Origin of the sequence: Centipeda artemidis DSM 19719 (genome assembly GCF_000426665.1) — a bacterium.
Classification (GTDB): domain Bacteria; phylum Bacillota; class Negativicutes; order Selenomonadales; family Selenomonadaceae; genus Centipeda; species Centipeda artemidis.
The window spans coordinates 239,575-252,499 of sequence record NZ_AUFU01000001.1; the positions used below are offsets into that span (position 1 = coordinate 239,575).

Consider the following 12,925-nt stretch of genomic DNA (forward strand, 5'->3'; position numbering starts at 1 on the left):
TGCCGCAATATAATACACAGTTCGAACGAATCTAGAGCGACTCGTTTCAAATTAACATCTAGTTAAAACTCATTCTCACTTATACATTCTTTTTATTGATTATAGCACATCAAATAAATTTTCTCTATGACTTTTTTCACAGCAACCGTGCAAAATAACTAGAATAGTTTTGCCTCTGAGCCGGCTCTCACAGTGTTTCTTTTCCATGAAAGTGACAAAAGGCATTGATTTTCTCCCACCACTAGGATATGATGAACACATTAGAACGGAAAGGAGGAGCATCATGCCGAATCTAACGCATTTCGACGAGCACGGCGCCGCCGTCATGGTCGACGTGAGCGGCAAGGAAACGACGCACCGCGAAGCCCTCGCGACGGGCATCATCCGCGTGAGCGAGGCGGTCTATGCCGCCATCGAGGGCGGCACGGCGGCAAAGGGCGACGTCCTCGGCGTCGCGCGCATCGCGGGCATCATGGCGGCAAAGCGCACGTCGGACACGATCCCGCTCTGCCACCCGCTGCCGATCTCGAAATGCACCGTCGACTTCACGCTCACGCGCGATCCGCAGCCGATCGTCCGCGCCGCCGCGACCGTCAAGGTCACGGGCGAGACGGGCGTCGAGATGGAAGCCCTGCACGCCGTCAGCGTCGCGCTGCTGACCGTCTACGACATGTGCAAGGCGATCGACAAGCGCATGGAGATCACGGACATCCGCCTCGAACGCAAGTCCGGCGGCAAAAGCGGCACATTCATCCGCTGACCACAGTCCCCACGGGGAACTCCGAGCAGGACGGCTCTACGGCACGGCTACGAGCTCCTGCCTGACGCACGCGCGTCACGGGGTATGGGAGGAAACCCTCATGCCTACCTATTTTTGTAAAGGAGTATACCAAATGAACCTGAACATCAAGAAAATGCTGACCGTCGCCGTCGCTTCGACGGCACTGCTCGCCGCAGGCTGCGGCGGCGGAGACAACAAAGCCGCCGACGCGCCGAAGAAAGCCGCCGAGAACGTCGAGCTGCAGGTCTCCGCGGCGGCGAGCCTCACGGACGCCATGAAGGACCTCACCACGATGTACGAGAAGGATCACTCGAACGTGAAGCTCGTCTATAACTTCGGCAGCAGCGGCGCGCTCCAGCAGGCGATCGAAAACGGCGGCGCCGCCGACGTATTCGTCTCCGCCGCACAAAAGCAGATGAACGCGCTCGATGAGAAGAAGCTCCTCGAGGGCGGCACGCGCGTCGACCTCCTCATCAACGACGTCGTCCTCATCACGGCGAAGGACAGCAAGCTGAACCTGCCCGACTTTAAGGCAGTGCTCGATCCCGCGGTCAAGCACATCGCGCTCGGCGAGCCGAAGGGCGTCCCCGTCGGACAGTACAGCGAAGAGGTCTTTACGAAGCTCGGCATCCTCGATCAGGTCAAAGAGCGTGCCGTCTACGGCTCCGACGTCCGTCAGGTGCTCGCATGGGTCGAGACGGGCGACGCGGACTGCGGCGTCGTCTACGCAACGGATGCAGCCGTCTCCGATAAGGTAAAGGTCGCCGCCGTCGCCCCCGCCGACACGCACAAGCCCATCGTCTACCCCGCAGCCGTCCTCAAGGATGCGCCGCATATGGAAGCCGCGAAAGAATTCCTCACATTCATTCAATCGGATGCAGCGAAGGAAGTCTTTAAGAAATACGGCTTCACCGTGAAATAATGACGGACGAAACACTCTCACCGCTCATCATATCGCTCCAGGTCTCGGGGCTGGCGACCGTGATCACATTCTTCGTCGGCATCGCGCTCGCATGGGGCGTCCTGCAGATTCGCAGCCGCTTTGCGAGCACCGCCGCCGACGCGATCATCACGCTCCCGCTCGTCCTGCCGCCGACCGTCGTCGGATTCTTCCTCCTGCTCTTTCTTGGAAAGCGCAGCGCCATCGGGAGTTTCCTCCTCTCGCTTGACCTGCCGCTCGTCTTTACATGGCGCGCGGCGGTCATCGCGGCGGTCATCGTGAGCCTGCCGCTCATGTACCGCACGGCGCGCGGCGCCTTCGAGGCGATCGACCGGAACATGATCCACGCGGCACAGACGCTCAGCGTCAGCAATTGGCGCATCTTTTGGCGCATCGTCCTGCCGAACGCGCGCCACGGCATCCTCGCGGGGCTCGTCCTCTCGTTTGCCCGTGCGCTCGGCGAGTTCGGCGCGACCATCATGTTCGCCGGCAACATTCCGCGGCACACGCAGACGATGTCGACCGCGATCTACGCGGCGGTGCAGGCAAACGACTACGACCTCGCATTTCGCTGGGCAATCGTCATCTCGCTCTTTTCACTCGTCTTTATCGGCGCCATGAACCTCTATCTCAAGAGCGAGGTGCGCTGATGGAGCTGATTGTAAACATCGAGAAAAAGCTGCGCGATTTCACGCTGCGAACGGATTTCACACTCGGGGACACGACCCTCGCCCTCCTCGGCGCATCGGGCAGCGGCAAGAGCATGACGCTCAAATGCATCGCGGGACTTGAACACCCGGACAGCGGACGCATCGTCCTCAACGGGCGCACGCTCTTCGACAGTACGAAGGGCATCGACCTCCCGCCGCAGCAGCGGAACGTCGGCTACCTCTTTCAGAACTACGCCCTCTTTCCGAACATGACCGTGCGCGAGAACATCGTCTTCGCGCTCACGGGCACGGACGCGGAAAAGGAGCGCATCTTCACCGAAAACGTCGCACGGTTCTCCCTGCAAGGCCTTGAAAACGCCTATCCCACAGGGCTGTCCGGCGGACAGCAGCAGCGTGTCGCATTCGCGCGCATCCTCGCGCGCGGCGCGGAGATCCTGCTCCTCGACGAGCCGCTCTCCGCGCTCGACACGCATCTCAAATGGCAGATCGAGACCGTCCTGCGCGAGATACTCACCGCGCAGGACATCTCCGCCATCCTCGTCACGCACGACCGCGACGAAGCGTTCCGCATCGCGCAGGAGATCGCAACCGTCGACCGCGGGACACTCACCCCGCCGATGGATAAGCACGCCCTCTTCAAAAATCCTGGCACGCGTGCCGCGACCATCCTCACGGGATGCAAGAATATCTCCGCCGCACGCCGCATCGACGACACGCACATCGGTGCGATCGACTGGGGCGTCACGCTCGCCGTGCCGCAGGAGGCCGGGGATTGCCTTGAGAACGTCCGATCCGTTGCCATCCGCGCGCACCATATGAGCATCGCCGAAACGGGTGCGGAGAACACATTCCCCGCCGCCGTCACCGAGATCATCGAGAGCACATTCTCCTACATCGTCATGCTCCGATTCGCCTCGGACATGAAGAGCATCCGCTGGGAAGTAGACAAACCCATTTGGGCGGAGCACCCGCTGAGCCTCGGCGACATCGTCCCGTTCCGCCTCCCCACCGAACATCTCATGCTGCTGCGGGATTAGCGGGATCGCAAAAAACGGCCGTACGAAAGCACAAAATGCATTCGTACGGCCGTTTTTCCTGTGTTTTTATCTTACAACTCTGAGCATACTGCTCTGCACATAACAAGAAGCAAGTTCCTCGGCGGACGGTGCTTCCCCGCGTGCGCAGAGATTGAGATACCGCTGGACATCGACACAGCTGATGCGTCCGCCGGGGAGAAAGCTCCCCGTGTCGCAGGCAATGATGTTGTTGGGGAGAAAAAGTGGGGTATTACCGCCGCGCGGCATGGACTGTGTGGGAGTATGTCCGACGACGACAAGCTCTTTGCCGCGGTAGTTTTCATAAAACGAATCGCGTATCCAGAGGAGATCGCGTGCCGTCTGCTTTTTCTGCGCAGGATTAATGCCCGCATGGACAAAGAGGATGCGCTGTTCTTCATAGAAGGTACGAAAATAGAGAGGAAGTGATTTCACAAATTGGATGAGTTGTTCTGCAGGCTCTTCCCGCATCGTACGGAGTTGGTGATAGGTCGTTCCCCCACCATTTGAAAGCCATATATCTGTCGGATCAAATCCATCTCGCCCATTCTGAGTCAAATAGTGCAGCATCATCGCTTCGTGATTACCAAGCAATGCATAGACATTCTCATAACGTTCGGTAACCCTTTGCACGAAGGTCAGTACATCAAGGGGTTTTGGACCGCGGTCAATATAGTCTCCTAGAAAAACAAGCAAATCCCGCGTATCATCAAAATCTACTTTCTTCCACAGCTCACGCAGCCGCTGTATATCGCCATGAATATCACCAACAGCTAAAATCCGCTGAAAATCCATAAGATCCCCCTTTATATAGAGTCACTTCCTCTAGGAACCCCTTGATCGAAGTGAGCGGAATTATCTCTCTTGTGTGTATAGATGCATAGCTAGAAGCTGTCACTTCATTACGCCGTAGGAAACTCGGCTATACTTCCCTCCCACAACTTCAAAAAAGCCCAGCCGCTCAAACTCTTCGCTCTCCCTTCGCTCCTTCATAACGACGCGGCGGCGGGCGACACGGCGCGCTTCGGCGACGGTCTCGGGTGTGAGGGCGCGCATGTCGGCGCGCGCGCGCAGGGCGTTCATGCCCGCGCTCTCATGCAGGGGGCGGCGGAACATGGGGTCGAAGTAAACGACGTCATAACTATCGTCCTGCTGTTCCCGCAGATAGGTCAAGGCGTCCGCGGCGTGGACGATGATGCGGCGCATGGCGGCGTGCATGTCATAGTTGTCCCCGGTGGCATGGGCAAGCCCGTCGCCGATGACCGCGGCGATGAGGGGGCTCGATTCGAGTGCGGTGACGCGCCCCGTCTCGCCGACGGCATAGCTCTCGACAATGGCATCCGCGCCCGTGCCGAGCGTGCAGTCGAGCACATGCATTCCAGCGCGGAGATCGAGCGCGGCAACGAGGTGATCCCCCTGCCCGCGCATGAGGTTCTTGATGCGCAGATGCGACATTCCGGGGTGAAAAAATAATTCCCCCGACGCGGTGTCGAGGGTAAGGCGTCCGCTCCGCGCGACAAGGACGTTTCCGACGCCGTAGCGGGCGCGCAGATCGTCAAGCGAATCGCTCCCGCGCGGCACGTTCGGGATGCCGAGCCGTTCTGCCGTCTCCGCCGCGAGCCGCCGGTTCGCCGCGGTATATTTATGTCCCCGCCGCACGGTCGTCACAACGGCGTCGACGCGCGCCGTCATAGGTTGAACCCCGTGCGCTTGAACATCTTCGCGAGGTCGGTCGTATCGAATGTGAGGATCGTCGGGCGTCCGTGCGGGCAGGTGAAGGGGAACGGCGTCGTGCGGAGTTCTTCGAGCAAAATCTCCATTTGGCGAAAACTCAGCTCCTCGCCCGCCTTGATCGCGGCACGGCATGCCATGGTCGCAAGTCCCGCCTGCCTGAGCTGAGCGGGTGTCGCGGCGTGCAGCTCGCCGAGGGAGATAAGGATCTCTCGAATGACGTCCTCCGCCTCGTCCATCGGCACGTCGGCGGGCAACTCGGTCAGGCGGTACTCGCGATCGCCCGCAGGTTCCATCCGAAAGCCGAGCCGGGAAAAGAGCTCCGCGTTCTCTTCAATATATTGTGCCTCGCGTGCATCAAAGGAGAGAATCGCGTGCACAAGCATCTGCTGCGAGGGAATCCCCTCCGCAAGCGCACAAAATCTGTCAAAGAGGATGCGCTCGTGCGCGGCGTGCTGGTCGATGATGTAGAGTGCGCGTGTGCTCTGCGCAACGATGTAGGTGAGATCGACCTGTCCGATGGGGATGAGCCCGCTCTCGATCGTCCCCGCGGGCGCAGGTTCCGCGCGGTACGCGCCCGGGGATTCCTCCGCCATCAGCGCGGCACGTTCCTCACTGCGCGCTCTGCCGACAATATCCTGCACACTGCGCAGGTCAGCGCTCGCCGCGCGCTGTGCCGCCTCGTGAACGGTCTGCGCGGGCATCGCGGTCGGTGCGTAAGTGTGCGGTACGGACGCAGGGGGCGGTGTGGCGGGCATCCGTAGCGGCATGGATTCATAGTGAAATTTCGGCTTTTCGACGGCGGCGGCAATCGATGCCGTTTCGCCCGCCGCACCGCGCACGGCGTCTAGGACGGTCTTGTAGACCGCCTTAAAGATGCGCCCCTCGTCCTCGAATTTCATCTCCGTTTTCTGCGGGTGCACGTTCACGTCAATCGTGCGCTGCGGCACCTCGATGCGCAGCACGGCAAGCGGGAAGCCCATCTTCGGCACGAGGGCACGGTATACGTTGTCGATTGCCTTGGCGATCGCGCGGTTTTGGATCGTGCGCCCATTGACGATGTAGGTCTGCCACGCGCGGCTGCTGCGGATCATGGAGGGTTTCGAGATATAGCCCGTGATGCGGATGTCCCCCGTCTCGTCCGTAAAATCGAGCGGGATGAGTGCCCCCGCGGCGTCACCGCCGTAGATGCTCTCGATCGCGCGGCGCAGGCTGTCGTCGCCCGCCGTCATGAGTGTGAGGCGGTTGTTGTTGACGAACCGGAACGCGATGTCGGGACGCGAGAGTGCGAGCATGATCACATAGTCGCTGATTTTGCCCGCTTCCGTGCGATCCATCTTGAGAAATTTTTTTCGCGCGGGCGTGTTAAAGAACAGATCCTCCACGCGCACGGTCGTCCCGACGTCGCAGCCCGCATCCTCGATCTCGGTCGTCTTGCCGCCAAGGATCTCGACGCGCGTCCCGAGGTCGGCATCCGCCGTGCGTGTGATGAGGGAAAACCGCGACACGGACGCGATCGTCGGAAGCGCTTCGCCGCGAAATCCGAGCGTGCCGACGGTCTGCAAATCCGCGACGGTCGAAATCTTGCTCGTCGCATGGCGCAGGATCGCGGTCTCGGCATCGGGGCGTTCCATGCCGCGCCCGTTGTCCGTGACGCGGATAAAGCTCGTGCCGCCGCCCATGATCTCTATCTCTATGGCGGTCGCACCCGCGTCGATGGCGTTCTCCACGAGTTCTTTCACCACGGAGGCGGGACGCTCGACGACCTCGCCCGCCGCGATCTTATTGATGGTTGTATCGTCGAGGACATGAATCCGTGTCATCTCTCTCCCGCCTCCTTCCGTGCCTGCTCCTGCAGGCGATAGAGCGTGTTCATCGCTTCGAGCGGCGTCATGGTCATCACGTCGAGTCCGCGCAGTTCCTCGAGCGTGCCGCCCGCAAAGAGCGACGCCATGCCCGGCTCCTCCGCCGCGATCGGCAGATCCGTCTCCGGCTGTCCTGCGGCGGCTGCGGCGCGCTGCGTGACGGCGCACTGTTCGAGCGTGTTTAGAATCTCCTCGGCGCGCTCCGTCACCTTTGGAGGGAGCCCTGCAAGGCGCGCGACGTGGATGCCGTAGGATTTGTCTGCCGCGCCCGCGACGATACGGCGCAGGAACACGACACTGCGCCCTTTTTCCCGGACGGCAATGCAGTAGTTGCGAATGCGCTCGCCCGCCATCTCAGTCAGCTCGTGGTAATGCGTTGCAAAGAGCGTCTTGGCATGGATGCGCGTGTCGATGTGCTCCACGACGGCGCGCGCGATGCTCATGCCGTCGAATGTGCTCGTGCCGCGCCCGATCTCGTCGAGAATGACGAGGCTGTCCCGCGTCGCCTCGCGCAGAATCTGTGCGACCTCGTTCATCTCGACCATGAACGTGCTCTGCCCGCTCACGAGGTCGTCGCTCGCCCCGATGCGCGTAAAGATGCGGTCGACGGGCGCGATCTGTGCCGACCGTGCGGGGACAAAGCTGCCGACCTGTGCCATGAGCGTGAGGAGCGCGACCTGCCGCATGTAGGTGGATTTGCCCGCCATGTTCGGGCCCGTGATGAGCATCGTCTCAGTCGCACCATGACTGAGATGCGTGTCGTTCGGCACGAAGAGATCGCGTTCGAGCAGACGCTCTACGAGCGGGTGCCGCCCGTCCTTGATGATGATCTCGCCGTCCGATGCGGGGCGGATCACGGGGCGCACATAGCGATACGATGCCGCCGCCTCCGCCATGCTTTGAAGGACGTCCACGCGCGCGATCATGCGGGCGACGTTCTGAATGGGAACAAGCCGCTCCTTGACCCGATCGCGCAGCTCTGCGAAAAGGCTGTACTCGAGCGCAACGATCTTCTCCTGCGCGCTGAGGATCTTCGTCTCGAACTCTTTGAGTTCCTCGGTGATGAACCGCTCCGCATTCGCGAGGGTTTGTTTCCGAATGTAGTCCGCAGGTACGCGGTCGCTGCCGCTGTGGCGCACCTCGATGTAGTAGCCGAACACCTTGTTGTAGCCGATTTTGAGCGTCTTGATGCCCGTGCGATCCCGCTCGCGCTCCTCCATCTCCTGCAGGAGCGACTTGCTGTCGTGTGAAAAGCGATGCAGCTCGTCAAGCTCGTCACTGTATCCCATGCGGATAATGCCGCCGTCGCGCACGGAGAGTCCCGGCTCGTCGACGATCGCCGCCATAAGCAGTTCACGCAGGTCGTCAAAGGTCTCTATCCCCTCTGCCGCACGCGTCAGCAGGCGGCTCTTTGCCCCCGAGAGCGCCGCACGCACGCCGGGTAGCGCCGCGAGCGACACGCGCAGGGCGACGAGGTCGCGCGCATTCGCGGCCTGCGTTTCGATACGCGTGAGCAGGCGCTCAAAGTCATAGATCGAACGCAGGAGATCGCGCAGTTTGCCGCGCAGGGACGACGCGCTCACGAGCTCCGCCACCGCGTCGAGACGCGCATCGATGCGGTGCGGTGCGAGCAGCGGGTGCTCGAGCCACGACTTTAAGAGACGCGTCCCCATCGGCGTGCGCGTGAAGTCGAGTACGTCGAAGAGCGTATGCTTCTTGCCGCCGTCGCGCAGACTGCGCGTGATTTCGAGGTTGCGCAGTGTGTAGGTGTCGAGCTGCATTCCCGCCGCCGCATCGAGGAACGAGAGGCGGTTGATCTGCGAGAGATCCGCCATCACCGTCGCGTGCAGATAGCGCAGGAGCGCGGCAATCGCCGTGCGCGCGCCCGCGTCCGCGGGAATCTCCTCGGGCGGGAAATGGCGCGCAAGCAGTTCGTCATCGGCGTCCGGTGCAACAACGGTAATTGCACAGTGCGGCAGCCTCTGTACGGCAAAGGTGCGCACATCGTCCGCGACGGATAGCGGTTCGGTAAAGAGAAGCTCCGCCGCCGTCCGCCGGTACAGCTCGTCCTGTATCTGCTGCACGGCGGCGTCCCCCGTATAGGCAGCGTAGAAGCACTCGCCCGTCGAGATGTCCGCCCCCGCGAGTGCATAGCACCCCGGTGCCGTCTCATGGATAAGGACGATGTAGACGTTGGCAGCGTCCTTGAGCTCCTCGCCGAGGAGAGCGGTGCCGGGCGTTACGACCTTGACCACCTCGCGCGGAGTCAGTCCCTTTGCCTTCGGATCGCCGATCTGCTCGGCGATGGCGACCTTGAATCCCTTTGCCACGAGCCGCGCGATGTAGCTGTCCGCGGCGTGATAAGGGACGCCGCACATGGGGTTCTTGTCGAGGTCACCGCTGCGGCTCGTGAGCGTCAGCCCGAGTTCCTTTGCCGCAATCTTTGCGTCGTCGAAGAACATTTCGTAGAAATCGCCGAGGCGGAAAAAGAGCAGTTCGCCCGGATGCGCCTTCTTTGCAGAGAGATACTGCTGCATCATCGGTGTGATATTCTGTGGCTCCACGGCGATCCTCCTTATATGTTAATAATAGTTTTCAATGTAACACGCGCATCGTTTGTTGCGACTGACCGCGAGGTTCGGCACGCATGATTTGTGCATTCCACACAGAGACGGTACGACACCGCACATCGAACCGTACTATATATTCTATGTGCATATTACGGCGAGGTCAACAGATTTCGCCCTTCAACACCCACGTTTGAGCGCGGTCAATACGGACATGGACGAAGTCGCCCGCCTGCTCCGTCCCATGCGGAAAGAGCACGATCTTGTTCGTGCGCGTGCGCCCGCTCCACACGGCGGGATCGTTCTTGCTCTCGCCCTCCACCATGACCTCCAGCTTCGTGCCCGCGAGTTTTTCGTTGATGTCGCGGCTGATCTTATTTTGCTCCTCCATGAGGAGATTCAGGCGCGCGTGCTTCACATCGTCCGGCACCTGATCCTCCATGCGCGCGGCGGGCGTACCGGAGCGCTTCGAGTAGAGGAACGTATATGCCGAATCGTAGCGGATCTCGCGGAGGAAATCGAGCGTCGCGGCGAAGTCCTCCTCCGTCTCCCCCGGGAACCCCACGATGAGATCGGTCGTCAGGCTCGCGTCCGGCAGCGCCTCGCGCACGCGGCGTACGCGCTCGCGGTAGGACTCCACTGTGTAGACGCGGTTCATCGCCTTCAGAATCCGGTTGCTGCCGTACTGCACGGGGAGGTGGATGTGCTCGCAGAGATGCCGCCCGTTTTTGATGGTATCGATGAGCTTATCGCTGATGTCCTTCGGATGCGAGGTCATAAACCGCACGCGGCGGATGCCCTCCACTTCGTCAACCATCCGGAGGAGGTCGGCAAAATCCGCCGCCTTATGATCCTTTCCATAGGAATTGACATTCTGCCCGAGGAGCGTCACCTCGGTATATCCCTCCGCGACCGCGCGGCGCACCTCCGCCACGATGTCCTCAGGCGTGCGGCTGCGCTCGCGCCCGCGCACATAGGGAACGATGCAGAACGTGCAGAAATTATTGCAGCCGTACATGATCGGCACCCACGCCGAGAATTTCCCCCCGCGCGCGATGGGCAGATTCTCCGCGATCGTATTCCCGATGACCGTATCAACCACGGGCGAGTGCTCCGCGCGGATCTCCGCGATGATGCGCGTCAGTTCCTGCACCTTTCCCGTGCCGAGCACGAAGTCGATGTGCGGTGCGCGCTGCATGAGGTTGTCCCCTTCTTTTTGCGCCATGCAGCCTGCAATGCCGAAGATGAGGTGCGGATTGCGTTCCTTGAGCTTTTTGATCTCGCCGATTTTGCCATAAACCTTGTCCTCCGCCGACTCGCGCACACAGCAGGTGTTGATGAGGATCACGTCGGCATCCGCCGTCTCCTCCGTCCGCGTGTAGCCGACCGATTGGAGCTGCCCCTCCATCCGCTCGGCGTCGGCGATATTCATTTGGCAGCCGTAGACGAGTATCTTATAGCGACCTGTGGACATTCGTTTCGTTCACCCTAACACAGATAGTAAAAAAGTCCGGAAGAACTCTTCCGGACCGCGTTTCATATTGGAGGCGACACCCAGAATCGAACTGGGGATAAAGGTTTTGCAGACCTCGGCCTTACCACTTGGCTATGTCGCCGAATCATGGAGCGGAAAACGAGGCTCGAACTCGCGACCCCCACCTTGGCAAGGTGGTGCTCTACCACTGAGCTACTTCCGCATGATGCTTCACGCCGCGATACGCGACATGAGTTATTATAGCCACAATCCCTGTACCTGTCAACCCCAAAATACACCGCATCTATATTTACGCGCCCCCTTCATAAAAATATGGTATGAACTGACATTTTTTACGCCGGAAAGAAAATACTACCATAATGTTGCAGATTGATTTGACATGCGGCGCCAAGTCTGCAATAATGCAGTTTACCTGCTTTTTTTGCCGCATGGTATCGGCGAAGAAGCACACTTCACATACAAAGGAGAAATGTTCTATGAAGGGACTCAGTATATACCCTCTGACAAAAAAAGATCTGATCACGTTCGGACTGATGATGTTCTCGATCTACTTCGGTGCGGGCAATCTCATCTTCGCGCCTGTACTCGGTCAGGCTGCCGGCGAGAATACGTTCGTTGCTATGCTCGGGTTCATGACAACGGGCATCGGTCTGCCGCTGCTCGGCATCACCGCGATTGCTCTGTGCGGCGGCGACTATGCTCCCCTCATTCGCAAGCGCACTTCGCCGTGGTTCGCGGCAATGCTGCTCGTCCTCCTCTATCTCATCATCGGGCCGCTCTTTGCGATGCCGCGTTCGGGCGCGGTTTCCTTTGAGATCGGTATTCGTCCCTTCCTCAGCGCAGACAATATCGCGCTTGGGCAACTGATCTACACGACCATCTTTTTCTCTGCGGCGCATTATCTTGCGCTGACGCCGAGCAAGATCGTCGACCGCGTCGGCAAGATCCTCACGCCCGCGCTCCTCATCGTTCTGCTCATTCTCTTCGCCCGTGCGTTCCAAATGCCGCTCGGCGAAATTCTCCCCCCAACGGGCAACTACATCGATGCGCCGTTCGCGCAGGGCTTTCAGGACGGCTACCAGACGATGGATCTGCTCGCCTCCATCGGCATCGGCGCGCTTGTCGCCAACGCCATCCGCCTGCGCGGCGTCAGCGACACCCGCGCTATCGGCCTCACATGCCTGTGCTCAGGTCTCATGACAGTCGTCCTCATGACGGCAGTCTACGGCTCGCTCGCCTACCTCGGCGCAACGAGCGCCGCAGTTCTCGGACACTCTGAGAACGGCGGACAGCTGCTCTCCGATGCCGTCGGCATCTTCTTCGGCGCGGGCGGCAACCTGCTCCTCGCCGTCATCATTGGTCTGGCGTGTCTAACGACCACCTGCGGCATCAACTCGAGCGCAGCGATGTACTTCAATCGGCTCTTTGACGGACGCATCACCTATGAACGTCTGCTCCTCCTCTTCAACCTCGTCAGCTTTGCGATCTCGAACATCGGTCTGACGCAGATCATCGCCATCACGATCCCCTTCCTCATTGCCATCTATCCGCTCGTCATCGTCTTTGTCATCATCTCACTGTTTGACTTCTATACCGGGCGGCACAAGGCGATCTACCAATATGCCGTCGGATTCACGCTCGCCTTCTCCGTCATCGACGGTCTGCGCGTCGCAGGCATCAGCAGCACGGCGCTCGACGCGCTGCTCGCAGCGCATCTGCCGTTCTACGACATCACGATGGGCTGGGTCTGCCCCGCGATCGTCGGCGCACTCGTCGGGTTCGTTGTCTCCCAGTTCCAAACGACGCGCGCAGAGGCGTAA

At 60.4% G+C, this 12,925-nt stretch carries 10 protein-coding genes, 2 tRNA genes and 1 riboswitch; of the genes, 5 read left to right on the top strand and 7 right to left on the bottom strand.

Annotation, left to right across the window (positions count from 1 at the left end):
- Positions 1 to 283: 283 nt before the first annotated feature.
- From moaC to K341_RS0101190, 4 genes are all read left to right on the top strand, one after another.
- Positions 284 to 760 (top strand): cyclic pyranopterin monophosphate synthase MoaC, encoded by a 477-nt coding sequence (gene moaC / locus K341_RS0101175; RefSeq protein ID WP_009439134.1) that lies wholly within the window; start codon positions 284 to 286, stop codon positions 758 to 760.
- A gap of 7 nt (positions 761 to 767) precedes the next feature.
- A riboswitch (molybdenum cofactor riboswitch) is annotated at positions 768 to 901 on the top strand.
- Positions 894 to 1,703, top strand: coding sequence for a molybdate ABC transporter substrate-binding protein (gene modA, locus K341_RS0101180; protein WP_037349225.1), 810 nt, complete (start codon positions 894 to 896; stop codon positions 1,701 to 1,703). Its footprint overlaps the riboswitch before it by 8 nt.
- On the top strand, positions 1,703 to 2,371 hold the full coding sequence (gene modB, locus K341_RS0101185; protein ID WP_026761581.1) for a molybdate ABC transporter permease subunit: 669 nt from the start codon (positions 1,703 to 1,705) through the stop codon (positions 2,369 to 2,371). Before modA ends, modB begins: the two co-directional genes overlap by 1 nt.
- Positions 2,371 to 3,429, top strand: coding sequence for a sulfate/molybdate ABC transporter ATP-binding protein (locus K341_RS0101190; RefSeq protein ID WP_026761582.1), 1,059 nt, complete (start codon positions 2,371 to 2,373; stop codon positions 3,427 to 3,429). The genes modB and K341_RS0101190 overlap by 1 nt, the downstream gene beginning before the upstream one ends.
- 66 nt (positions 3,430 to 3,495) lie before the next feature.
- On the opposite strand, the gene K341_RS0101195 is transcribed toward K341_RS0101190, so the two are convergent.
- The 7 genes from K341_RS0101195 to K341_RS0101225 all read right to left on the bottom strand — a co-directional run bounded on the left by K341_RS0101195 (position 3,496) and on the right by K341_RS0101225 (position 11,307).
- On the bottom strand, positions 3,496 to 4,242 hold the full coding sequence (locus K341_RS0101195; RefSeq protein WP_026761583.1) for a metallophosphoesterase family protein: 747 nt from the start codon (positions 4,240 to 4,242) through the stop codon (positions 3,496 to 3,498).
- Positions 4,243 to 4,341: 99 nt separating this feature from the next.
- Positions 4,342 to 5,139 (bottom strand): class I SAM-dependent methyltransferase, encoded by a 798-nt coding sequence (locus K341_RS0101200; protein ID WP_026761584.1) that lies wholly within the window; start codon positions 5,137 to 5,139, stop codon positions 4,342 to 4,344.
- Positions 5,136 to 7,001, bottom strand: coding sequence for a DNA mismatch repair endonuclease MutL (mutL, locus tag K341_RS0101205; protein ID WP_026761585.1), 1,866 nt, complete (start codon positions 6,999 to 7,001; stop codon positions 5,136 to 5,138). The genes K341_RS0101200 and mutL overlap by 4 nt, the downstream gene beginning before the upstream one ends.
- Positions 6,998 to 9,607, bottom strand: a complete 2,610-nt coding sequence (gene mutS / locus K341_RS0101210; protein WP_026761586.1) for a DNA mismatch repair protein MutS — start codon at positions 9,605 to 9,607, stop codon at positions 6,998 to 7,000. Before mutS ends, mutL begins: the two co-directional genes overlap by 4 nt.
- A 166-nt stretch (positions 9,608 to 9,773) precedes the next feature.
- On the bottom strand, positions 9,774 to 11,084 hold the full coding sequence (miaB, locus tag K341_RS0101215) for a tRNA (N6-isopentenyl adenosine(37)-C2)-methylthiotransferase MiaB (protein WP_026761587.1): 1,311 nt from the start codon (positions 11,082 to 11,084) through the stop codon (positions 9,774 to 9,776).
- Between the two features lie 68 nt (positions 11,085 to 11,152).
- Positions 11,153 to 11,226 (bottom strand) — tRNA-Cys (locus tag K341_RS0101220).
- 6 nt (positions 11,227 to 11,232) lie between these two features.
- A tRNA-Gly gene (locus tag K341_RS0101225) sits at positions 11,233 to 11,307 on the bottom strand.
- 274 nt (positions 11,308 to 11,581) lie between these two features.
- Here K341_RS0101225 and brnQ point away from each other — a divergent pair.
- On the top strand, positions 11,582 to 12,925 hold the full coding sequence (brnQ, locus tag K341_RS0101230) for a branched-chain amino acid transport system II carrier protein (protein ID WP_026761588.1): 1,344 nt from the start codon (positions 11,582 to 11,584) through the stop codon (positions 12,923 to 12,925).

What these genes read in the sequence shown, in the direction of transcription:
- moaC (WP_009439134.1), top strand. Translation starts at nt 284, where the DNA reads ATGCCGAATCTAACGCATTTCGACGAGCACGGCGCCGCCGTCATGGTC.
- K341_RS0101195 (WP_026761583.1), bottom strand. Translation starts at nt 4,242, where the DNA reads ATGGATTTTCAGCGGATTTTAGCTGTTGGTGATATTCATGGCGATATA.
- miaB (WP_026761587.1), bottom strand. Translation starts at nt 11,084, where the DNA reads ATGTCCACAGGTCGCTATAAGATACTCGTCTACGGCTGCCAAATGAAT.
- K341_RS0101190 (WP_026761582.1), top strand. Translation starts at nt 2,371, where the DNA reads ATGGAGCTGATTGTAAACATCGAGAAAAAGCTGCGCGATTTCACGCTG.
- mutL (WP_026761585.1), bottom strand. Translation starts at nt 7,001, where the DNA reads ATGACACGGATTCATGTCCTCGACGATACAACCATCAATAAGATCGCG.
- brnQ (WP_026761588.1), top strand. Translation starts at nt 11,582, where the DNA reads ATGAAGGGACTCAGTATATACCCTCTGACAAAAAAAGATCTGATCACG.
- K341_RS0101200 (WP_026761584.1), bottom strand. Translation starts at nt 5,139, where the DNA reads ATGACGGCGCGCGTCGACGCCGTTGTGACGACCGTGCGGCGGGGACAT.
- modB (WP_026761581.1), top strand. Translation starts at nt 1,703, where the DNA reads ATGACGGACGAAACACTCTCACCGCTCATCATATCGCTCCAGGTCTCG.
- modA (WP_037349225.1), top strand. Translation starts at nt 894, where the DNA reads ATGAACCTGAACATCAAGAAAATGCTGACCGTCGCCGTCGCTTCGACG.